Below are 22,517 nucleotides of genomic sequence, written 5' to 3' on the forward strand. Positions count from 1 at the left end.
AAATGGCGATTTTACACGCCCGATGGTTAGCATTATAGAAAGGTTTGCTATCGATATGAGATTATTGGAACAGGTATTTGCAATCATTAATGACAGCGGTCTGAACTACTGCATACAAAATAAATATGAAATGATGCCTGAGGAAATCCCTTCAGATATCGATATGATGTATAAAGATGCGGATGAAAAATTTCTAGATGCTTTAATTATAAAAATTGCGAAAGAAACGAAGCTTCTTGTTACGCAAAAAATCCTGCAGGGATTTTATGAGTACACATACATCTTAACGCCGGCAGCCCCAATGGAACGGTTTCAGTTGCAATTGGATTTTTATAGAGCAATTTCCAAAAAGGGCTTTCCAAACGTGATGCCGGCTGAGGATATGCTGGAAAATCGCCGTTTTTACAAGTGTTTTTATGTGCCGGATTATTTTGACGAATTAAAGTACATGTGGATTCGCCGGACTATTAAGCGTGATATGAATGAAGAGCATTTGCAGATCGCCCGCGATTTATTTCAGCGTGAGCCAGAAGAGTATTCGGAAAAACTGCGGTTGGTTTTTGGCGAAGAAGCGAGTGCCCTGATTTTGAATATACTGCGTTCAGGCAGCGTAAAAGATTTTTATCAAAATTATGAAGTGTTTCAAAGAAGTGTAAAGAAGATTTCTGATCAAAACTACCATTTGAAAACGCGCATCAGTAACTGGGCGTTTCAGGTTGGAAAAGTAATACCCAAAAGGGTAATTTACACATCGGGCATTTCCGTTGCGTTTTTGTCTCCAGACGGGGGAGGAAAAAGTACGATCATATCCAGTGTTTCCAAAACGGTATGCGGCAGCTTTTATGGAATAGAGCAGCTCTATTTTCGCCCCCATTTTTTAAAGAATCCCGGCCATTATAACCCCTTGCACCCTTCAGATGAGGCGGGAAGCAATCCGGATCCGCACGGCAAGGATTTGAACAACCCGCTGAAATCTATGTTGCGTTACTTCTATTACAATATGGATTATCTTTTGGGGACCTGGTGTAAGGTGCTGCCGATGAAAATAAGAAAAAAATTGGTGATCTTTGACAGGTACTACTATGATTACTATGTAGATCTGAAGCGGTATCAATACCGGTTACCGAAATGGTTTCCCAAAGCGTTTGCTTGGAGTGTTCCGAAACCCAACTTGGTTTTCATTCTGGATGCGCCGGCAGAAGTATTGTATGCGAGAAAGCAGGAGCTGCCGTTGGACGAGCTGTCCAGACAACGTGCAGAATATCAAAAAATTGCAAAGCTGCTGCCCAATGCCTACCTGATTGACGCGACAAAATCGGTGGAAAAGGTTACGCAGGAGATTACAAAAATTATTTTAAATGATAAGGCCCACCAAACCGCAAAATTACTTCATTGTAAGGTGGATGAACAAGGATATTTACAATGACAACATGGGATCGTTTTAAACAGGAGCTAAAAATACTTGGAATAGAAGAAGCGGAGCATGCTTCTGCTTACCTTGTATTACCCAGTCAGGAAAATGCACGTTGGGCCTTTCCTTTGATTAGCAATAAGGCGTTTAAAGTAGGCCTTATGCTTTATTCTCCAAGTACGCAGAAAGGAAAGCTGTACAAAAAGTATTTGCAGATTGTGCCGATCTGGCTATTAAAAAAGATTGAACGTAAGCATTTGGCTTATTTGCAGTGGAAGGAAAGTCCGTTCATCGGAAAAGATCAGTGTCCCGCTTTTTTTATGGGGAATGGCGGCCCGCACAGTAAGGTTACCGTGCAGGTACAGAATTCTTCAGGGCCATGTTCTTATTTAAAATATACGTATTCTCCCGTCATTGCATCTTTGTTTCAAAATGAATCGGCGGCGTTAAAAGAACTGGAAGAAAAGGCGCCCAGTTTGCGTGTACCCCATGTGATCAACCAGAGCAAGCGGGGAAATGCTTCGGTATTCCAGACCTCATCCGTAAAATCGCTTTGCGGCGAGACAGTTTTTGATTTTACCGAACTGCATGTTCGTTTTTTGGTTCATTTATGTTTTGCTACAAAATCAGCTTCTCTGTCATCAAACGGTCAGTTTTATGTGGGAACGAAGAAGATGTTGAAGCAATTTCCTGGAGAAGAGAAGGAACGGATAAACGCTCTTTTTGAGCAGTGTATCGCTACGCTTTTGCCCGAGAATCTACCGGTATCCCGAATTCACGGAGACTTTACACCATGGAATACAGTGGTAGAAAAAGGGGTTCTGTCCTGTTTTGACTGGGAATACAGCCGACGGGAATGCCTTCCTGTTTTTGACGCCATACATTTCTTGCTTCAGCCGGATATGTTGAATTCCCAAAAGCCGTTGAAGCAGATTTGGACAGTGATAAGACAAGATGTACAGTTGCTTTCTTATTTCAAGCAGATAGGCTATCCTGCCCGTTTTATCCGGGAATATGTAATGCTTTATTTAATCGATATACTTCTGTTTTATCATTTGAGGACAGAAGAGCATTCGGGTCAGGAGCAACAATTGATAAACCGATGGAAGGCCTTGCTGCATCTGTTGGAAGAAAGGGAAAAAGCATGAGCACCATACTGATATCCGCATATGGCTGTGAACCGGATAAGGGTTCTGAACCTGGCGCAGGCTGGCATTGGGCCAAACAGATTGCGAAAAAGCATACAGTCTTTGTGTTGACCCGCGCCAATAACCGGGAGAGCATTGAAAAGGAACTTCAAAAACACCCGGACCCAAATCTGACCTTTCTATATTATGATGTTCCCAAACGTTTCACTTTTTGGAAACGAGGGCAGCGAGGGGTTCAGCTATACTATATATTGTGGCAAATCGGTGCTTACCGTGTTGCGAAAAAATTTACGGCACAGACAAAGGTGGACATTGCGATAGCGCTTACCTTTGGTAACATGTGGCTTCCCACTTTGATGCACAAGCTGCCCTGTCGGTTCATTTGGGGGCCGATCGGCGGGGGTGAAGGGATTCCAAAGGAATTATGGGGTCATATTTCAAAAAAACAGTGGCTTTTTGAAGTCATGCGGCGTATCAATCCGCGAGTCTGTATCACCAATCCTTGGTTCCGAAGCGCCTGCAAAAAAGCGGAAACGCTTATCATGCGGACAGAGGATTCCCGCGTTTGCATTCCTGTGAAATATCAGAACAAGTGCAGAATGATGATAGAAACAGGGGTAGATATTGCGGACTGTAAGCAAATGTCACAGCAGACACCGTCCTTGATAAACAAACCGTCGTTTGTGGTGGTGGGGCGATTAATTAGCCTTAAATTTGTAGATATTGCTGTTAGGGCAGTTGCAATCGTACGTCAGATACATCCGGACTGTATGTTAAAAATTGTCGGCGATGGTGAATACAAAAAAAATCTGGAGCATTTAGTCCATGAGCTTCAAATTGAAGAGAATGTTTTATTTGAAGGAAATGTCCCCAGAAAAGTATGTCTTCAGCACATTTCTGATTCTTTAGCACTGCTGATGACAAGTGGCAAAGAGGGGGGCGCATGGGTTCTTTATGAAGCCATGATGTGCCATAAGCCCATTGTATGTATGGATACATCCGGCATGCACATGCTGGTAGATCCTAATGGAGGCATTAAAATTCCTGTTGCAGACTATGATACGCTGGTAAAAGCATTTGCCGACGCGATGTGCAAATTGATTGAAAATCCGGATTTGGCCCGTAAAATGGGAGAGACCGGATTTAAACGTGTTTCAACAGCGTTGCTGTGGGACGAGAAAGGACGCTTTTTTGAGTCGCTCCTGCAAGAGAAAGAGAGGAAAAATGAAAGTTCTGATTGTTCATAATTTTCATCGCTCCGGTTCCGCCAGCGGGGACGACCAGGTGTTTCGTCATGAAAGCGCGTTGCTGGAGGCAACAGGTGCAACGGTATTACGCTATTCTGTCAAAAACGATTCCTTTGATCAACAAGGCGGTTTGGGAAAAATTTTCTCCGCACTGTCTATGTTTTGGTCCTGTCGAACGTACCGGGAGATCCAGCGTCTTTGCAGAACAGAAAAACCGGATGTGGTTCATGTCCATACATTTTTTCCGTTGCTATCCCCATCTGTGTTTGTCGCCGCGCACCGCAGCGGCGCAAAGGTGGTGCAGACGCTTCATGATACGCGCTATGTTTGCCCTAATGCGGCTTCGATGCGCGATACGGAACTGTGCAATGCCTGTGCGGATGGAAAGTATTTGCGAATGTGTAAATACAAGTGCTTTAAAGGATCGCGCCTGCAATCGTTTATCGTTGCCTGCATTTTTAAAATACACCGCCTGTTGCGTGTGTTTTATAAAAATATTGATACATATGTTTGCCTCAATGACGTGCAGATGGGCTTATTGGAGCAGGCTGGTTTTGACCGAAATAAGATGATCAAAAAATACAACAGTGTTTCCCAATCGGTGCCGGTGGAAATGCCGCTGCCGGATTTGCCGGAACGATTTGTGGTTTATTACGGCCGGATCGGTGAAGAAAAAGGGATAGACGTCTTGTTGGAGGTTTGGAAGCGGCTGCCGGACATTCCTCTGGTTGTCATGGGGGACGGCCCTATGGCGGAAGACTTTCAGAACTTTATAAAAAGCAATCGGATGACCAATATACAGTATTTGGGCTTTACGCCGCATGACCAATGCATTGCGATTGTACAAAGGGCAGAGTTTGTGGTTCTTCCTTCTATTTGTTACGAAGGGTGTTCAATGGTTATGATTGAATCCTTCAGTCTGAAGAAGCCGGTAATTGCAACAGATATTGGCTTTATGAAGGAAGCCATTCAAAACGGTTACAATGGCATGAAATGCAAACGAAAAAATATTGAAAATTTTTCCGCACAGATTCAGTATTTGTGGGAGCATCCTCAAAAAGCAAGAGAAATGGGAGAAAACGCGTACCGGGAATTTCAAGAGAAATATACCGAAGAAGCAGACGTCCAAAATTTGCTGAGCATATATGAGAGATAAGAACTCGTTTACATGTGATAAACCGAGATTTTATAGAGAGGAAATGAAATGATAGAACGCTATCATTCAAAGGGAACTATGAAAGGAATTGTATTGGCCGGGGGCAGCGGGACGCGCCTGTACCCGCTGACAAAGGTTACGAGCAAACAACTTCTCCCCATTTACGATAAGCCGATGATTTATTATCCACTGTCGATCCTGATGAGCGCGGGTATACAGGATATCCTGATTATCTCGACGCCGGACGATACGCCGCGCTTTGAATCCCTTTTGGGAGATGGGCGGCAGTTCGGCATCCGCCTGAGCTATCAGGTGCAGGAACGCCCGGAAGGACTCGCGCAGGCGTTCATTTTGGGAGAATCGTTTATCGGGGAAGAGAACGTGGCGATGATCCTAGGAGACAATATTTTTCACGGTCACGGGTTGGACAAGCATCTCCGGCAGGCGGCGAACCGTGCGCGTGGGGCGACGGTGTTCGGCTATTATGTGGACGACCCGGAGCGATTCGGCGTGGTGGAATTTGATTCTGAGGGCCGGGCGGTTTCTCTGGAGGAAAAACCGGAGGCGCCAAAGTCCAATTATGCGGTGACAGGCCTGTATTTCTATGACAACCGTGTGGTGGAATACGCCAAAAATCTGAAGCCCAGTAAACGCGGTGAGCTGGAAATCACTGACTTGAACCGCATATATCTGGAAAACGGCGAGCTGGAGGTCACGTTGCTGGGGCAAGGCTTCACTTGGCTGGACACGGGAACCCATGAATCCCTGGTAGACGCCACCAATTTTGTCAAGACCATTGAGACGCACCAAAACCGTAAAATTGCCTGTCTGGAGGAAATTGCCTATAACAATCACTGGATCACCCGAGACGATATGCTCCGCACCTATGAGGAGCTGAAAAAGAACCAGTATGGCAAATATCTGATAGATGTGCTCAATGGCAAGTTTATCGACCTGTGAAGGAGGAATAATAAATGAAATTGATCATCACAGGCGGCAATGGCCAGCTGGGCAAAGAACTGCAGTCTATTCTGCGGAAGGGCTTTTCCGAGATCGGTCCAATCGCAGAGGAATACCGAAATTGTACGGTTTTGGCCGTAGATATTGAAAATCTGGATATTACGGACAGCCGTCAAACGGCGGCGTTTATGGAACGGGAAAAGCCCGACGTAGTCGTTAACTGTGCGGCGATGACAAATGTGGATATGTGCGAAGTGGAACGCGATACCGCATACCGGGCCAACGCACTGGGCCCGGCCAATCTGGCGAAAGCCTGCGAGCACATAGGTGCGAAGCTCTGCCACATTTCCACAGATTATGTATTCAGCGGCGAGGGGAATGTCCCATTCAGTGAATACGATCTCTGTAATCCAAAAAGCATTTACGGCAGTACCAAATACATGGGCGAGGTTTATGTTCGCGAATTCTGCTCCCGGTATTTTATCCTGCGGACCGCGTGGCTCTATGGATATGAGGGCGGAAATTTTGTCAAAACCATCCGCAGATTGGCGACGGAAAACAAGACAATCAAAGTAGTCCGGGACCAGGTTGGCAATCCGACGAACGCCAACGATCTTGCGCATCATATTCTAAAGGTAATTCGGACGGAAGAATACGGCATCTATCATTGTACAGGAAATGGGATCTGTTCCTGGTTCGATTTTGCCAAGGAGATTGTTGCACTTTCCGGTCTGGACTGTACCGTACAGCCCTGTACCACGGAAGAGTTTCCACGCCCGGCACGCCGGCCGGCGTATAGTGCGCTGGAACACCGCATGCTGCGCTGTACGGTGGGGGATGAAATGCGGCCCTGGGAGGATGCGTTGCGGCAATATATTTACACGCTGGACAAAGGGGGGATATGATGAAAACATATCTTGTGACCGGCGGAGCCGGTTTTATTGGAACCAATTTTGTTTATTACCTGTTGAAGAAATATCAGGATATTCGGATTGTCAATGTGGATGCATTGACCTATGCGGGCAATCTGGAAAATCTGCGTGCGTTGAAGGACGATCCACGCCATCTGTTTGTCCGCGCGGACATCTGTGACACGGAGGCGATGGAGGCGCTGTTTCAGAAGTACGATGTTCAATATGTCGTAAATTTTGCGGCGGAGAGCCATGTGGACCGCAGCATCGCTGATCCTTCCATTTTTGTAAAGACGAATGTGGAGGGTACGGTCAACCTGCTGAATCTGGCAAAGAAGTATTGGACCATCGGGGAGGATATCTATCGCGAAGGCGTCAAATACCTGCAGGTCTCCACAGACGAGGTATACGGTTCCCTGGGGGAGACCGGATATTTTACAGAGGAGACGCCGCTGTGCCCGCACAGTCCGTATTCCGCCAGTAAAACAGCGGCGGACTGCTTTGTAAAAGCCTACGGAGACACCTACCGTTTTCCGGTCAATATCACCCGCTGCTCCAACAACTATGGTCCGTATCAGTTTCCGGAAAAGCTGATCCCGCTGATGATTACCCATGCGCTGCAGCACAAGAAGCTGCCGGTCTATGGGGACGGCATGAATGTGCGCGACTGGCTCTATGTAGAAGATCACTGCAAGGCGATCGATATGGTGCTGGAAAACGGCCGCCTGGGAGAAATCTACAATGTGGGCGGCCACAACGAGCGTCCGAACCTCTTTATTGTAAAGGAAATCCTGCAATATCTGCATGCGCATGCGGACACACAGATCGGAGAAGATCTGATCGAGTATGTGGCGGACCGAAAAGGGCACGACCGCCGCTATGGAATCGATCCTGCCAAAATCAAAGAGGAGCTGGGCTGGTATCCGGAGACAAAGTTTGAGGACGGCATCCGCCGTACCATGCAGTGGTATCTGGATCATCCGGACTGGACGGAGCGCATCGCGGACGGTTCCTACCGGAACGTTACGGTGCTGTAACAGAGAAAGCGGTGATAAAAAGTGGGTAATTTTACATTTACAGAGACGAAACTGCAAGGCGTTACCATCATAGAACCGACCGTATTTGGGGACGATCGAGGCTATTTCATGGAGACATATCAATACGAAGCATTTCGTGCCGCGGGCCTTTCTGCCGTGTTTGTACAGGACAACCAGTCCAAATCCAGCAAAGGCGTTTTACGCGGCCTGCATTTTCAAACCAGACGTCCGCAGGGGAAACTGGTGCGCGTAACAAAGGGAACCGTCTACGATGTGGCAGTGGATATCGACCGCAAAAGTTCTACCTATGGGCAATATGTGGGCGTGATCCTTTCCGAGGAAAACAAAAAGCAGTTTTATATCCCGGCGGGAATGGCGCACGGTTTTCTGGTGCTCTCCGATGAAGCGGAGTTTTGCTATAAGTGCACGGATTACTACGATCCCAGCGGGGAAGGCGGGATCCTCTGGAACGATCCCGATATTGCGATCGATTGGCCGTTGGAAGGGCTCAAGGTCAAGCTGTCGGAAAAGGATCAGAAGCATTCTTTACTGCGGGATCTTTTATAGAGGGCGGAACGATGGATGCATCATCCGTTGTACAAATATTAAAGGAAATTTTTAAGGAGTGAGTTACATGAAAACGAGAAACAGATTTCTATCTTTGGTGTTGACACTTGCGCTGGTCTTTACTTGTTTTGCCGCTTTGCCGGCGTATGCGGCGGACAGTTCGTACGACATCCGCGTCATCGGCGGAAGAAGCATGGAGGCGGCGGGTTACTCCGGGACGGCGTTTGCAATGAAGGAAAGCGCCGCGGCGCAAAAACTTACCTTCCAGGCGCAGATTTTTGATGCGGCAGGCAAACCGGTGACCTTTACGAATATTCTGGCGGCGCAGGCAGCCGTTTCCGTTCAGCAGTACAACGGCCAGCTTCCGATCTCCGGCGTAACGCAGACAAAGTTTTTGTCCGGGCTCGCCATTACGGATCTGCAGTCGAACGGCGTATTTACGGTAACGGCTAACGTTGCGGCCAACACGGCGTCCGGCTCCGTTGATGCGCTTACCCTCACTTACCAGGGGGCAACGGCAAATGTAGGCGTTTCTGTTGGTACTGCATTCAGAATATACGATGCGAAGGGTAAAAATATCACCATTAAAGCGGTTGGCAACGAGACGCGTATTTATGAAGGCTCTGTGCCCGCGATACTCAACGGCAGTATGGATTTCACCAACGCGACGATTTCCGGAGGAGAAGCGTCTGGTTCGGCCACTATTACAATGGAGAGCGGTACCGTTGCCTACATATCGGGGTACACTGTGAAAAACGGAACAAGCACCATTAATGTAACCGGCGGAACCGTGACGGGCAATATTTTGGGCGCGGCCGGAAACGGCGTATCCAATGTCAACGTCAGCAATGTAAAGGTTGGAATGGACGGTTTGGCCAACGGCGCAATCTACGGTATTAGCGGTAACTTCACGGGAACGACAAACGTTACGGTGAAAAACAGCACGGTTATGTCCGCGGTATACGGGGGTGGCAATCGTGACGACCACTATGGAACGGCGAATATCCGTGTTGAAAGCTCTGTCGTTGGCGACGAAACATACGGCAATACGCCGCTGATCAGCGACATGTTCGGCATTGCCGGCGGCGGAAAGTACGGCAGCGGAGGCGCGAGCGTCTATATTACGCTGTCCGGCTCCACCAAGATCAATGGAAAAATAAAAGGTTCTTCCATGAGTCCGTCTTTTGGAACACAGTCGTTGGCATCGTCTAAGTTGACCTTGAATGGCGTAACCGTACAGAAGGCAGCTCTTGTCGATATCAAAGAGGTTGTTTCCCAAAACGGAGGAAAAACCGCGTAAGTTCTGGAGGATTTTAGATGAAAAGATTACTATGCACATTGTGGATTTCTGTATTGGTCGTGCTGTTTTCAGCCAATGCTTTTGCGGCCGGTTTCAATACGTATGAGCAGAGTGTACTTTCCGCACTGCGCAGCGGCGTATCCGTCAACGGGACGACGATTCAACTGCCGGCTCAGTATTTAAACCAGGCGGAAAACTATCTGAATACGGTAGACCTCACGGCGGAGCAGGCAGATGAAATCATCGGCTACATCGGTCATGCAAAATCCCTTGTGAGGGAGGAGGCGCAGAAAACCGGCGCGACCTCTATTGCAGAACTGAAAAAGTCCGGGAAAACGCTGCTGAATCAAGTTGTCAGCGACGTTCAGAAGGCGGCGGCTGTGGCGGATTTGAAAGTCGGCTACGATAAAAATACACTGGTCGGCACGGATGCGTCGGGCAAAACAGTTTTCAGTGCGGCAAAACCGATCAAGAAGACCGGCGGTGACTGGCAGCCCTTTGGCCTAATTGTTTCTGCTGGCACACTGGTCGTTCTGGCAGGCGGCGCGCTGTGGGCGGCACGCAGATTCCGGTTGTATGAAGAGGCATAATTGGGTGCAGCGCAGGCTTTTGCCTGCGCTGTCGTTTATCGGACTCCCAGTCCTGTTCTGTGCAATTGGATATCTCATTCTGTATTTGTCTGTAGGTTCTCTGCTGGGGACGGCTATGTCCTTTATAGACTTGGCGTTTTTGCAGGAACGCCCGCAGCACCACGCAGAATACCAGAATATCTTTGAAGAACAGGCGGAAAGCCGGCCGGATACCGGAAAGCTCAAGGCTTCGGAGATCACGGTCCCCGGCTTTGGCGATCAGTTCGGCAGGCTTTCCATTGAAGGGACGCAGGTTGATGCCAAACTGTTTTTTGGGGACAGCAACCAGGAGTTTAAGAACGGCGTTGGTGTGTACAACGGCAGCGGTCTTCCCGGTTATGGAAAAACGGTTCTAGTCGGAGGCCACAACAATACCTTCTTTCATGATCTGGGAGGCGCCCAGGAGGGCGCGGTCATAACCGTTGAAACCAATTATGGAACGTATCGCTATGAGGTAACGGAAAGCAGGGTGCTGCAGGCAACCGATCAATCGGCCTATGACCTGGAAGCCACAGAAGAAAATATTGTCCTGTATACCTGCTATCCGTTTGACGCCTTGGGGCTGACACAGGAGCGGTATTTTGTCTATGGAAGCTACTTGTCGGGGCCGCAGATCGACCTGTATGAATAGGAGAGAGCATATGAATTACGAAAATAAACGCCGTGCCGCATGGGCGGTCAATGGAATCTTTTCGTTCCTGCTCTCGTTCTTTCTGTATCTGGCGGTTCTTTGCCTGGTGTTCAGTCAGACACTCTTGCAGGAAGGGTTTGCAAGGCAAATCCTGGCGGACAGCCAGTATGTTTCTTTGCTTTCTGAAGAAATACGGGATGAATTTATTGCATACGGAGGAGTCGGAGGCTTTGAGGAATCCTTCTGGCAGGAAAAATTTTCACAGATTGTATCGGATGAAATACTGGAAGCGGATGCGGCCCGCCAACTGCACAGCTTGTACACAGGGACACCCTTGGAGACCAATGAGGAATTGGTTCACTCCAGCTTGTATACGGCTTTTTTAGAAGAAGCAGTCAGGCGGGGAACCGCTGTTGATGCGGACAAGGAGAATGACCTGCGAAGTTTGGCGGAAACCTGCGCGGAGGTATATGGGGAGGCGGTCCGGATTCCCTATGCGGACCGGATTGGCGGACTGCTTGTCAAAGCAAAGACGCCGCTGTATACGGGGCTTGCCGTACTTGTATGTCTGTCCGTGTTGTGCGCCGGAATAATCGTATGGCTGAATCGAAAAAGCGGCCGGTGTTTTTATTGGCTGTATGGCGGACTGGCCGGTGCGGCGCTTTTATCTGCTGTGCTGCCTTTGGGTATATTGTTTTCCGGCAAAATTGGCAAAATCGGTATTTTCAGCCAGGCGATGTATGCGTTCAGTACGCAGTTACTGACGAGGACGCTGTATGCATTCCTGCTGGCTGCGGGAATCCTGTTGCTGCTGGCGATGGTTTTGCTGGTTGTTCAGGGAATATGCCGGGCGGGGAAAAGACCGTCGTTAGAGGCAGAAAATGTATCCGAAAGATAAACAACAAAAGAGGGCCTTCCATCGTAGGACAGAAGTACGATGAAAGGCCCTCTTTTTTGTTAACGGGTGCGGTTTCGGAAAGCACCCTTTTAATCGGCAGTCAGAATGGAAATCTGATGATCCTCTAAAAATTGAAGGATATCCACCGGTGGGCGGGCATCCGTAACCAGCACATGAATCTGTTCCAGACCACAGTAAGTGATCAGGGAAGCGGTGTTGTACTTTGTATGATCCGCCAGCAGGAAGACCTGGCGGCTGCGCTGTACAGCCGTGCGCTTGATTTCCGATTCTACCGGGGAGGAATTGGTGACGCCGCTGGAGATAGAGAAACCAGAGGTTGACAGAAAAGCCTTGCTAATGTTATAGCTTTTCAGTTCCTGTGCCGAGCCTGTATCTGTAAAGGATAAAGTCTTTCGGTTCAATTGGCCGGAAAGGGCAATTACATTAATATTTGGGTAGGGGATCGCCCGGTATATGATCTCCAAATGGTTGGTCAAAATAGTCAGATTGTCCCGTTTGGAGAGCGCTTCAATCATATGTAAGGTCGTCGTGCCGGAGTCAATAAATATAATATCCCCGTCACGCACCTGCTCTGCCGCCAAAGCGGCGATACGCTTCTTTTCTTCCAGCTGGGCAATATTGCGTTCATCAAAAGAGGTTTGGGCCTTTTGCATCTGAACGGTGATCCCACCGTAAATCTTTTTGTAGCGGCTGTCTGCCAGAATCTCATCCAGATCCCGCCGGATGGTGCTCTTTGAGACCTGGAAAGATTCGCAGATCTGGTCCAGCGTAACTGTTTTATGTTCGTTTATGTATGCTTCAATTTGCTGGATCCTCTGTGAACGCATAGTTGAGCCCCCCTTATCTGCAAGACTCTATTTTTAATCTTTAGTATTATTATAATGAAACATATCGAAAAAATCAATTAGAATAATTAAATTTTAGAAAATGAGATAAGTAACCGAATGAAAATATGTTTGTTAATTAAAAAAACAAGTGGAAAGCTCTGTGTAAAAAGAGCTTTCCACTTGTTTTTCATCAGGGTTTCTTCGCTGTAAGATTTTCGTCCCGCCAGCATCTGTAGCACATACCAAGGTAACTTTCATTGCCGCCAATCAGAATTTGCTCACCATCCCGCACGATTTTACCATTCCGGATTCTGGCGTTTACCTCCGCTTTCCGGCCGCAGCGGCAGACAGATTTAATCTCGGAGAGGGAGTCGGCCAATTCAAATAAGCGTTTGCTTGCAGGGAACAGATGGGTCTGAAAGTCGGTTTTTAAGCCGAAACAGAGAATGGGAATTTGGTCTACCGCCAGGTCTTTCAGCTGTTCTACCTGCTCCGGTGTGAGAAACTGCGCCTCGTCTATAATCCATACCTGGTATTCCGGATGTTGACGGAACCAATCCAGTAAATTGATCTTGCCGTCAATGACATAACAGCGTTCTTCTAAACCAATGCGGGATTTGACAAGGCCTGCGCCGTCGTGGTTGTCAATGCTGGGTTTCAGCAGTGCGACCCGATATCCCTGTTCTTCGTAGTTGAATTTGACCATCAGCGCGTTTGCTGATTTGGAGCTGTTCATCGCGCCGTATTTAAAATAGAGTTTTGGCATAACAACCTCTTCCCGTTCTTTTCGCATTTTTCCTTATTATATCCGCATTTTCCGAACAATGCAAAAGGAAGGCGCAAGAATGGAATCGATTTGTCACAATCCTGTCCACATTGGCATAGTTTATAAGGCGGGGACAACCCCGAGAAAAATAATAATGGAGGGATCGTTGATGTGTTGCAACAACAATTGGTGTGGATGCGGAAACAGAGGATGCTATGGAGGAAACGGCGGGGTCGCTGTTCTGCAGGATTATGTACCTGCGGCAGGGGGCTGTGGTATGGCTGTGGATGCGGTAGGCAGCGGGTGTGGGTGCGCTGCCGCCGTTGCGGAAAACGCTGTTGCCAACGCTAGCGGCTGTGGCTGCGGTTCCAACTGGGGCTGTGGCTGCGGTGCAAATGCAGGCTGCGGCTGTGGTTCCAGATCGGGCTGCGGTTGTGGCTGTGGCAACTCCTGGTATTAAGCGCAATCGAATCATGCTGCATGATTGAGAGCGGCGCCGCATAAGATGTATTGCAGAAACGGCGCCGCCGCGGCTTTTTTGAAAAACTTCCGGATAGCACTTGACTTAATAGGAATTTTTTCCTATACTTGAAGCAAATAGAATATCTGGGTGAAGATACCGGGAGAGACCGTTGACGCGGCGCCGAAGGGGCTATGCAAAAAACTCTCAGGCAAAAGGACCGGTATCGGACAAAACTCCGAAAAGCCGCATCGCGGCACCGAAGAAGCAATCCCAATCCGGGAGAATCTTTCAGGTTATATGACGGGGCGCACAGTTTTTGTGCGCCCCGTTTTTTTGTCCGATTTTGCCCGGAAAAGAAGGAGGTCCATTATGGAGAAGAAAACGCCCCTTTATGAACGGCACGTGGAGTTGGGGGGACGGGTGGTTCCCTTTGCAGGATTCCTGCTGCCGGTCCAGTACAAAACCGGCGTCATCGCAGAACATATGGCGGTGCGGGAGCATGCCGGGCTATTTGATGTATCCCACATGGGGGAGGCCGTTCTGGAAGGCCCTGACGCGGAAAAGAACCTCAATACCATCCTTTCCAATGATTTCTCAGGGATGCCTATCGGCGGCGCGCGCTATACCCTGATGCTGAACGAGCGGGGCGGTGTGGTTGACGACCTGATCGTATACCGATGTGGAGAAGAGCGTTTTTTCCTGGTGCTTAACGCGTCCAATACGGAAAAGGACGTAAGCTGGCTGCGCGGCCATCTGCATGGAGAGGCAGCTTTAGAGGACATTTCCGACCGGACGGCGCAGATTGCCCTGCAGGGACCGGATGCCAAGGCGATTATTACCAAATTTGTGCCGGAGGAAGCGCTGCCGAAAAAGTATTACTCCTTTGTAGAGCATGTTTCCGTCGCAGGGGTCGACTGCATGATCTCCCGCACTGGCTATACAGGCGAATTCGGATACGAGCTGTATATGGACCCGTCCGGTGCGGTCGCCGTTTGGGATGCCCTGTACCGGGAAGGCGCGGTCCCGTGCGGCCTGGGTGCACGCGACACGTTGCGTTTGGAAGCGGCAATGCCGCTGTACGGCCATGAGCTGGACGACGAGACGGACCCGATTTCCGCCGGCTTGGGCTTTGCCGTCAAACTGGAAAAGCCGGACTTTATCGGGAAAAGTGCGCTGGCCGCGCGGGGAGAGTCGGCACGCGTCCGTGTGGGGCTGAAGGTTACGGGCCGCGGGATTATCCGCGAGCATGAATCCGTTTATATCGGGGAAACAGAAGTCGGAAAGACGACGTCCGGTACGCACTGTCCCTATCTGGGCGCCGGTTATGCCATGGCGTATCTTGACAGGGCAAATGCGGCGGTTGGAACACAGGTGGAGGTATCTGTGCGGGGCCGCCGGATTGCGGCGGAGGTCGTGCCTCTGCCGTTTTACAAAAGAGCATAACAAATAGAATAAAATGATTGAACTGGAGGACTTTCATATGAATATTCCTGAAAATCTGCTGTATCTGGATTCCCACGAATGGGTGGAAAAAACAGGCGATACAACTGCCCGAATCGGCCTGACGGACTTTGCGCAAGATCAATTGGGCGATTTGGTGTTTGTCAACCTGCCGGAAGAAGGCGATTCGGTTGCCGTTGGGGAAAGCTTTGCCGATGTGGAGAGCGTAAAGGCGGTTTCCGACATTTACAGCCCGGTGACGGGAACAGTCGCCGCGATCAATGCGGACCTGCTGGACGCGCCGGAAGCGATCAACCAGGACCCGTACGGCGCGTGGTTCATTGAAGTGGCCGATATTACGGAGTATGGCGAGCTGATGGACGCCGAGGCGTACCAGGCTTTCTGTGAGGAACAGGACTGATTCTGTCGTTCCAGTACATAAAGAAAGGAATGTGTATCATGGGAAGCTATATTCCATCCACCGCAGCGCAGCGGCAGGAAATGTTGCGGACAGTCGGCGTTTCCTCTCTGGAGGATCTTTACGCGGATGTCCCGGCGTCCATCCGCCTGCCGGATTTACAGCTGGAAAAGGGACGGTCAGAGCTGGAAGTTTCCGCCGCCATCCAAAAACTGGCGGAAAAAAATCATGTCTTCGGTTCTGTTTTTCGCGGCGCGGGCGCGTATGATCACTATATCCCGGCGATTGTCCGCCGTGTGACCTCCAAAGAGGAGTTTTTGACGGCCTATACGCCGTACCAGGCGGAGATCAGCCAAGGCATCCTCCAGTCCATTTTTGAATACCAGACGATGATCTGCGAGCTGACCGGCATGGACGCCTCCAATGCTTCGGTATATGACGGCGCGTGCGCCGCCGCGGAGGCCGCTGCGATGTGCCGCGACCGCAAGCGCAGCCGCGTGTTGATTTCTGCTTCCGCGCATCCGATGGTCGTTCAGACCATCCTGACCTACTGTAAAGGAGCGGACGCGGAGGCGGTTCTGGTTCCCGCAAAGGACGGTGCGACGGATCTGGAGGCGCTGCGAGAACTCCTCCGCAATACGGACGCCTGTTTCTACATGCAGCAGCCCAATTTCAACGGTTTAATTGAGGATGCGGAAGCGCTGGGAGAACTGGTGCATGCTGCCGGTGCAAAGTTCATCATGGGCGTCAATCCGATTGCCGCCGCGGTCTTGAGAACCCCGCGCGAATGCGGCGCGGATATTGCTGTGGGAGAAGGCCAGCCGCTGGGCATGCCGCTTTCGTTCGGCGGACCGTACCTGGGCTTTATGGCCTGCACCAAAGAGTTGTTCCGCAAGCTGCCGGGCCGCATTGTGGGCGAGACGGCGGATGCGGCGGGCCGGCGCTGCTATGTGCTGACGTTGCAGGCGCGCGAGCAGCATATCCGCCGGGAGAAGGCGTCCTCCAATATCTGTTCTAACGAGGCGCTTTGCGCCATGACGGCTTCTGTTTATATGGCGGCGATGGGCCCCGCGGGGGTGCAGAAGGCGGCAGCGCTTTGCTATTCCAAGGCGCATTACCTGGCAGAGCAGATTTGCGCGATTTCCGGCTTCTCGCTGGCGTACGACGCGGAATTTTTCCATGAGTTTATCACAAAGACCTCGATTCCGGCGGAGCAGTTGCTCGCAGTGCTGGAGAAAAATGATATTCTGGGCGGCCTGCCGGTGGAAAATGACATCCTCTGGTGTGCAACCGAAAAGAATACGAAGGAACAGATGGACCGGCTGGTCGCATTGCTGAAGGAGGCGGCGAGCGTATGAAACTGATTTTTGAAAAGAGCGTTCCGGGAAGGGCCTGTACGCTTCTGCCGGACTGCGACGTCCCCATGGCGGCGCTTCCGGAAGCGTTTGCGCGGAAAGCGCTGCTGCACCTGCCGGAGCTTTCCGAAACGGATATCAGCCGCCACTATACAGAACTGGCAAAATGTGTGCACGGCGTGAACGACGGATTTTACCCCCTCGGCTCCTGCACAATGAAATACAATCCCGCGCTGAATGAGGAGATGGCCGGGCTGGCGGGTTTTACCGGCGTGCATCCGCTCCAGCCGGAGCATACGGTTCAGGGAAGTCTGGAGGTGCTGGCGAAGGCGGAGGAAATCCTCTGCAAGGTGACGGGCATGGATACCATGACGTTTCAGCCGGCGGCGGGCGCACACGGCGAACTGACAGGACTTCTGCTGATTAAGGCGTATCACCGTGCGCGCGGCGACGCCCGGCGCACGAAGATCATTGTGCCGGATTCGGCGCACGGCACCAATCCCGCATCCGCATCAATGACGGGCTTTACCGTGGTGAACATTCCCTCCGGCGCGGATGGCTGCGTGGATTTGGAAAAACTCCGCGCGGCGGTGGGGCCGGATACCGCGGGACTGATGCTGACCAATCCCAATACCTTGGGGCTCTTTGATAAAAATATTCTGGAGATCACCCAAATTGTACACGAGGCGGGCGGTCTGAATTACTACGACGGGGCGAATTTAAACGCGGTCATGGGTGTGGCGCGCCCGGGCGATATGGGGTTCGACGTGGTGCATTTGAATCTGCATAAGACCTTTTCCACCCCGCACGGCGGCGGCGGACCGGGCTCCGGTGCGGTGGGCGCCAAAAGCTTGCTCGCGCCGTTCCTGCCGAACCGCCATGTGGTGCGTCAGGGTGAATCCTACGCCTTTGAGGATGCGGCGCAGACCATTGGCAGTGTCAAGGCGTTTTACGGCAATTTCCTGGTGGTGGTGCGGGCTCTGTGCTACATGCTGGTGCTGGGGGAGGATGGGATGCGCGATGCGTCCCAGATGGCCGTCCTGAACGCAAACTATTTGAAGAAGCTGCTGGAACCGCATTGCGAGGTGGCGAACGAAGGCGTCTGCATGCATGAGTTTGTCCTTACATTGGAAAAGCTGAAAAAGGAAACCGGCGTATCCGCTATGGACGTAGCGAAGTCCATGCTGGATTACGGAATGCATCCGCCCACCATGTATTTTCCGCTGATTGTCCATGAGGCGCTGATGCTGGAACCGACGGAGACGGAATCCAAGGAGACGCTGGACTGGGCTGCGGGCGTCATCGCGGAAATCCTGGAAAAGGCGCATAGCGATCCGGAGGCGCTGCATAACGCGCCGGTTACCACGCCGGTCGGCCGGCCGGACGAGGTGGCGGCGGCGCGCAACCCGAAGCTGCGGGCTGTTTTCAATGATTAATCGGCTGCAATACGTGGAAACTGCCGGGACGAATCCTTATGAGAACCTGGCGTTGGAAGAATACCTGCTCAACACGGTGAAGCCCGGCTCCTGCATGCTGTATCTGTGGCAGAACCGCCGGACGGTGGTGATCGGCCGCAACCAAAACTGCCGCAGGGAGTGCCGTGTGGAAAAGCTGGAGGAGGACGGCGGGCATCTGGCCCGCCGCCTGTCCGGCGGCGGCGCGGTCTTTCATGATTTAGGAAACCTGAATTTTACATTTTTGGCCCACCGGCAGGAGTATCATGTGGACCGCCAGCTGGAGGTAATCCTGCGCGCGGTGCAAATGCTGGGGATCCATGCGGAAAAGACGGGGCGCAACGATTTGACTGTGGATGGAAAAAAGTTCTCCGGTAACGCATTTTACCGCTCTGGCACACGGTGTTACCACCACGGCACGATCCTGATCGACGTGGACACAGAACAGATGTCGCAGTATCTCTCGGTCCCGGAAGAAAAGTTGCAGGCCAAGGGGGTGCAGTCGGTCAAAGGGCGTGTGGTCAATCTAAAGGAATTGTGTCCGGAACTCACGATAGAAAAGATGAAAACCGCGCTCCGCTCCGCCTTTGAAACGGTTTACGGACATACGCCGGAATGCCTGCCCCTGTCAGGGGTAGACCGTGTGGAATGGGCGCGCCTGACGGAGAAATTTGCTTCCTGGGAGTGGCGCATTGGCAAGGAGCCGGATTTTTCCTGCGAGCTGAAACGCCGGTTCCCCTGGGGCGGTATGGAGTGGAAGCTGCTGGTCTCCGGTGGAATTGTAAAGGATGCCGCCGTCTATACGGACGCAATGGACGTCTTTTTTGCACAGTCCCTGCGCAATGCACTGCTTGAAACGGTTTTTTCAAAAAAGGACTTGGAGCAGGCAATCCGGGGACTGCCGGTGGACAACGCGGAACAGGAGCAGATGCGGCGCGACTGCGGCGCGCTGCTGGAGGAGTTGACGTAATGAACCAATTTGATTTGATCGTGATTGGCGCCGGGCCCGGCGGCTATGTGGCGGCATTGGAAGCCGCCAGCCTGGGAAAACGGGTCGCAATTGCAGAGAAACGCGAAGTAGGCGGTACCTGCCTGAACCGGGGGTGTATCCCGACAAAGGCTCTGTTGCGGGCGGCGCGGGTGTACCGGGAAGCGAAGGACAGTGAAGCGCTGGGAATCTCCGTTTCCGGCGTCAGTTATAATATGGAAGAGATGCACCGTCACGTACAGGAAGTGACAGCGCAGCTTCGCGGCGGAATTGAATTGTTATTGAAAAAGGCAAAAGTGACCGTGCTGCACGGAACGGCTGTGATAGAATCACCGAATACGGTGCGTGTGGGAGAAGAGTATTTCGAGGCGGGGCGCATCCTGGTCGCGGTGGGTTCCAAACCGGCCCGCCCGCCGATTCCCGGTCTGGAATTGCCCGGCGTTGTCACCAGCGATGAAATGCTGGAGGGCGGCGTGGACTGCAAGCGGCTGGCAGTCATCGGCGGCGGCGTCATTGGTGTGGAATTCGCGCAGATATACCGCTCCCTGGGCTGTGAGGTAACGATTCTGGAGGCAATGCCCAGAATCCTGCCGGCGATGGACCGGGAAATTGCACAGAATCTTGCAATGATCTTTAAGAAACGCGGCGTGCAGGTGCATGCCAATGCATTTGTACAGGAGATTGTCTCTGAGTCCTCTGGCCTGCTCTGCCGCTATACGGAAAAAGAACAGGCGCAGGAAGTACGGGCGGACTGCGTACTTATCTGTACCGGGCGGGCGCCGAACACGCAGGAACTCTGTGCGGACGGGCTGGCGCTCTGTGGAGAGCGGGGATACATCCCTGTAACTGAGCGATATGAGACGCGGGTTCCGGGTATTTACGCCATCGGCGACGTTGTGCAGGGCGGCATTCAGCTGGCGCACGCCGCGGAGGCGCAGGCGAAAAACGTGGTCCGTACTATGTTTGCGGAAAAAGAGGGAAAGGACCTGCGCGCCATCCCGTCCTGCATTTTTACAGAACCGGAGATCGCCGCGGTGGGGATCACAGCGGACGAAGCGAAAGCCGCGGGGCGCGCGGTATCCGTCAAAAAATCTTTAACCTCTGCAAACGGAAAAGCAGTCATTGACGGAGCTGACAGGGGATTTGTAAAGCTGGTGTTTGACACGGAAAGCCGCGTGCTGCTTGGCGCGCAGCTCATGTGTCCCCATGCGTCGGAAATGATCGGAGGCCTCACGACGGCGGTGTCGGCGGGGCTAACGGAGGAAGCGATGATGCGGTCGGTGTACCCGCATCCGACTGTCAGCGAAACGATATTGGCATAAATGAAAAGACGCCGGACCACATTGGGTCCGGCGTCTTTTCATTTATGTGGGTTCTTTGTTCAGTTGAATGGGAGGATCGGCGGGTTCTTCATCCGATTCCGGCTTATCCGGTGTGTTCTGCATCACCTGGTCCCGCGTCAAATGCTTGGCGCGGAGGCGGCGGCGCGTCGAATCGCGCAGCAGCGTGTACAGGATGGAAAAGACCGGGATACCCAGCAGGATGCCGAGGATGCCGAACAGGTTGCCGCATAGGATAATGGATAGCAAAACCCAGATGGGCGGCAGGCCGATGGACGTACCCACTACGCGCGGGTAAATCAGGTTGCCCTCGATTTGCTGCAGGATCAGGAAAAATACAATGTAATACAGCGTGTACCAGGGATTGACCAGAAGGAGGATAAATCCGGCTGTGAACATGGAAATGTAGGGTCCGATAATCGGAATCAGACTGCACAGTGCGACGATGCAGCTGATCAGAATCGTATACGGAAGATGAAGGAGATTCATACCGATATACACCAGGAAAAACCAGATGCAGGATTCTGTCAGCTGTCCGCGGACAAAATTGGAAAAGATACGGTTGGAAAGCGCGGAAACCTCGATGGTGCGCTTGGCAACCCGATTCGGCAGAAACGCGTAAAGCAGGCGTTTGAGATTGGCGATCAGCTTTTCTTTGCCGAAGAGCATATACATGCAGAAAATAAAGCTCATCGCCATGGTGAACACACCGTTGGCCACGCTTGCCGTGATGCTGAAGATGGACCCCATGAAGTCGGTCGTGACCTGCGTGACCTTGGAGAGCACGGAAGGCCAGTCGATTTTGATGGAATTGATCTGCTCCTGCGTGATGTTATGCTTTTGCAGGAATTTGATGATCTCGTTGGACAGGCGGTTGATATAAGTCGGTGCGCTGTTGACTAAAACCTGCAGGGAGGAAGCCAGTTCCGGAATGACAAACAGGATGATCGCGCCCAATATCAGAATCAACGTCAGAAAAGACAGCACCACACAGACGGCGCGCCTGCATTTATTCCAAATTTTGCTGTTCCGCCTGTTTAAAAAAGCAAAGACCTTTTCTTCATAAAACTTTAAAAATACATTGACAACAAAGGCAATGGCGATGCCGATAAAGAACGGCGTCGCCATAGAAAATACGAAGAGAAGCGTGCCCAGCAGCTTGTCCAGATTGAACAGGGCAAAGATTAACAGAACCGTGTAAGTGATGAGCAGGATCGCCCGCTTCATGGAGGTTTGCCCGCGGATCAATTCTTTTATTTTCATATCATACTCCCTCAGGCCGTTTCAAAAACACGGCCGTTTTCAATCGCATTACTGCTATTATATAACCCGCCGCGGGGGAAGTAAAGGAAGAATGTACCGCAGGATACAAAATTATCCTGACGATATGAGAAAGAACACAGCAGGTTGATAGGAAGTGCATGTGTTTTATGACGGCGTTTAAATGCAAAAACCTGCCAATAGCCTGTGCTGTTTCAAAAAGTTTATGCAGCTTTGGCAAAGAAGACGGTCACAGTTCCTTTGTTTTACGCACCGTGTTCCTGTGCTTC

At 51.2% G+C, this 22,517-nt stretch carries 22 protein-coding genes and 2 riboswitches; of the genes, 19 read left to right on the forward strand and 3 right to left on the reverse strand.

From position 1 onward, the window contains the following. The first annotated feature begins 55 nt into the window (after positions 1–55). The 12 genes from I4V53_RS10660 to I4V53_RS10715 all read left to right on the forward strand — a co-directional run bounded on the left by I4V53_RS10660 (position 56) and on the right by I4V53_RS10715 (position 11,895). A complete protein-coding gene (locus I4V53_RS10660) occupies positions 56–1,426 on the forward strand; it encodes a dTMP kinase (protein ID WP_195985681.1) in 1,371 nt (456 codons plus the stop codon). Then, positions 1,423–2,559 (forward strand): phosphotransferase, encoded by a 1,137-nt coding sequence (locus I4V53_RS10665; RefSeq protein ID WP_195985682.1) that lies wholly within the window; start codon positions 1,423–1,425, stop codon positions 2,557–2,559. The genes I4V53_RS10660 and I4V53_RS10665 overlap by 4 nt, the downstream gene beginning before the upstream one ends. Beyond that, a complete protein-coding gene (locus I4V53_RS10670; RefSeq protein WP_195985683.1) occupies positions 2,556–3,806 on the forward strand; it encodes a glycosyltransferase in 1,251 nt (416 codons plus the stop codon). The genes I4V53_RS10665 and I4V53_RS10670 overlap by 4 nt, the downstream gene beginning before the upstream one ends. Further along, complete coding sequence (locus I4V53_RS10675; RefSeq protein ID WP_195985684.1) at positions 3,784–4,962, forward strand: glycosyltransferase family 4 protein; 1,179 nt, start codon at positions 3,784–3,786, stop codon at positions 4,960–4,962. The genes I4V53_RS10670 and I4V53_RS10675 overlap by 23 nt, the downstream gene beginning before the upstream one ends. A gap of 78 nt (positions 4,963–5,040) precedes the next feature. Further along, the gene (gene rfbA / locus I4V53_RS10680; protein WP_195985737.1) at positions 5,041–5,922 is read left to right on the forward strand and encodes a glucose-1-phosphate thymidylyltransferase RfbA; all 882 of its coding nucleotides are present in this window, start codon (positions 5,041–5,043) and stop codon (positions 5,920–5,922) included. Between the two features lie 14 nt (positions 5,923–5,936). Next, positions 5,937–6,827: a dTDP-4-dehydrorhamnose reductase gene (gene rfbD, locus I4V53_RS10685; RefSeq protein ID WP_195985685.1), complete on the forward strand. Its 891-nt coding sequence runs from the start codon at positions 5,937–5,939 to the stop codon at positions 6,825–6,827. Next, on the forward strand, positions 6,827–7,870 hold the full coding sequence (gene rfbB / locus I4V53_RS10690) for a dTDP-glucose 4,6-dehydratase (RefSeq protein ID WP_195985686.1): 1,044 nt from the start codon (positions 6,827–6,829) through the stop codon (positions 7,868–7,870). Before rfbD ends, rfbB begins: the two co-directional genes overlap by 1 nt. A gap of 21 nt (positions 7,871–7,891) precedes the next feature. Continuing rightward, the gene (rfbC, locus tag I4V53_RS10695; RefSeq protein WP_195985687.1) at positions 7,892–8,437 is read left to right on the forward strand and encodes a dTDP-4-dehydrorhamnose 3,5-epimerase; all 546 of its coding nucleotides are present in this window, start codon (positions 7,892–7,894) and stop codon (positions 8,435–8,437) included. A gap of 67 nt (positions 8,438–8,504) precedes the next feature. Further along, positions 8,505–9,737, forward strand: coding sequence for a hypothetical protein (locus tag I4V53_RS10700; protein ID WP_195985688.1), 1,233 nt, complete (start codon positions 8,505–8,507; stop codon positions 9,735–9,737). A 17-nt stretch (positions 9,738–9,754) separates the two neighbouring features. Then, entirely contained in the window at positions 9,755–10,327 is a 573-nt protein-coding gene (locus I4V53_RS10705; RefSeq protein WP_195985689.1) for a hypothetical protein, read from the forward strand. Between the two features lie 4 nt (positions 10,328–10,331). Continuing rightward, the gene (locus tag I4V53_RS10710; RefSeq protein WP_353616513.1) at positions 10,332–10,997 is read left to right on the forward strand and encodes a class D sortase; all 666 of its coding nucleotides are present in this window, start codon (positions 10,332–10,334) and stop codon (positions 10,995–10,997) included. 10 nt (positions 10,998–11,007) lie between these two features. Then, on the forward strand, positions 11,008–11,895 hold the full coding sequence (locus I4V53_RS10715) for a hypothetical protein (RefSeq protein WP_195985691.1): 888 nt from the start codon (positions 11,008–11,010) through the stop codon (positions 11,893–11,895). Between the two features lie 89 nt (positions 11,896–11,984). Here I4V53_RS10715 and I4V53_RS10720 read toward each other — a convergent pair whose 3' ends face one another. Continuing rightward, complete coding sequence (locus I4V53_RS10720) at positions 11,985–12,743, reverse strand: DeoR/GlpR family DNA-binding transcription regulator (protein ID WP_195985692.1); 759 nt, start codon at positions 12,741–12,743, stop codon at positions 11,985–11,987. Positions 12,744–12,933: 190 nt separating this feature from the next. After that, a complete protein-coding gene (locus tag I4V53_RS10725) occupies positions 12,934–13,509 on the reverse strand; it encodes a thymidine kinase (RefSeq protein WP_195985693.1) in 576 nt (191 codons plus the stop codon). 277 nt (positions 13,510–13,786) lie between these two features. On the opposite strand from I4V53_RS10725, the gene I4V53_RS10730 reads away from it, so the two are divergent. From I4V53_RS10730 to lpdA, 7 genes are all read left to right on the forward strand, one after another. Continuing rightward, positions 13,787–13,969, forward strand: a complete 183-nt coding sequence (locus I4V53_RS10730; protein ID WP_195985694.1) for a hypothetical protein — start codon at positions 13,787–13,789, stop codon at positions 13,967–13,969. 150 nt (positions 13,970–14,119) lie between these two features. Continuing rightward, a riboswitch (glycine riboswitch) is annotated at positions 14,120–14,202 on the forward strand. Between the two features lie 3 nt (positions 14,203–14,205). Further along, positions 14,206–14,278, forward strand: a riboswitch (glycine riboswitch). Positions 14,279–14,341: 63 nt separating this feature from the next. Further along, positions 14,342–15,415 (forward strand): glycine cleavage system aminomethyltransferase GcvT, encoded by a 1,074-nt coding sequence (gcvT, locus tag I4V53_RS10735; RefSeq protein WP_195985695.1) that lies wholly within the window; start codon positions 14,342–14,344, stop codon positions 15,413–15,415. Between the two features lie 37 nt (positions 15,416–15,452). After that, positions 15,453–15,833 carry a glycine cleavage system protein GcvH gene (gcvH, locus tag I4V53_RS10740; protein WP_195985696.1) on the forward strand — a complete coding sequence of 127 codons (381 nt, stop codon included), beginning with the start codon at positions 15,453–15,455 and terminating at the stop codon, positions 15,831–15,833. 38 nt (positions 15,834–15,871) lie between these two features. Next, positions 15,872–17,188: an aminomethyl-transferring glycine dehydrogenase subunit GcvPA gene (gcvPA, locus tag I4V53_RS10745; protein ID WP_195985697.1), complete on the forward strand. Its 1,317-nt coding sequence runs from the start codon at positions 15,872–15,874 to the stop codon at positions 17,186–17,188. Further along, positions 17,185–18,621, forward strand: a complete 1,437-nt coding sequence (gene gcvPB / locus I4V53_RS10750; protein WP_195985698.1) for an aminomethyl-transferring glycine dehydrogenase subunit GcvPB — start codon at positions 17,185–17,187, stop codon at positions 18,619–18,621. Before gcvPA ends, gcvPB begins: the two co-directional genes overlap by 4 nt. Continuing rightward, entirely contained in the window at positions 18,614–19,609 is a 996-nt protein-coding gene (gene lplA, locus I4V53_RS10755) for a lipoate--protein ligase (protein WP_195985699.1), read from the forward strand. Before gcvPB ends, lplA begins: the two co-directional genes overlap by 8 nt. Continuing rightward, on the forward strand, positions 19,609–20,949 hold the full coding sequence (lpdA, locus tag I4V53_RS10760; protein WP_195985700.1) for a dihydrolipoyl dehydrogenase: 1,341 nt from the start codon (positions 19,609–19,611) through the stop codon (positions 20,947–20,949). Before lplA ends, lpdA begins: the two co-directional genes overlap by 1 nt. A gap of 42 nt (positions 20,950–20,991) precedes the next feature. Here lpdA and I4V53_RS10765 read toward each other — a convergent pair whose 3' ends face one another. Continuing rightward, positions 20,992–22,230, reverse strand: coding sequence for an AI-2E family transporter (locus tag I4V53_RS10765; protein WP_195985701.1), 1,239 nt, complete (start codon positions 22,228–22,230; stop codon positions 20,992–20,994). Between the last annotated feature and the right edge of the window lie 287 nt (positions 22,231–22,517).

The sequence above is a fragment of the Clostridium sp. D33t1_170424_F3 genome (assembly GCF_015667585.1).
Classification (GTDB): Bacteria; Bacillota; Clostridia; order Oscillospirales; family Acutalibacteraceae; genus Anaeromassilibacillus.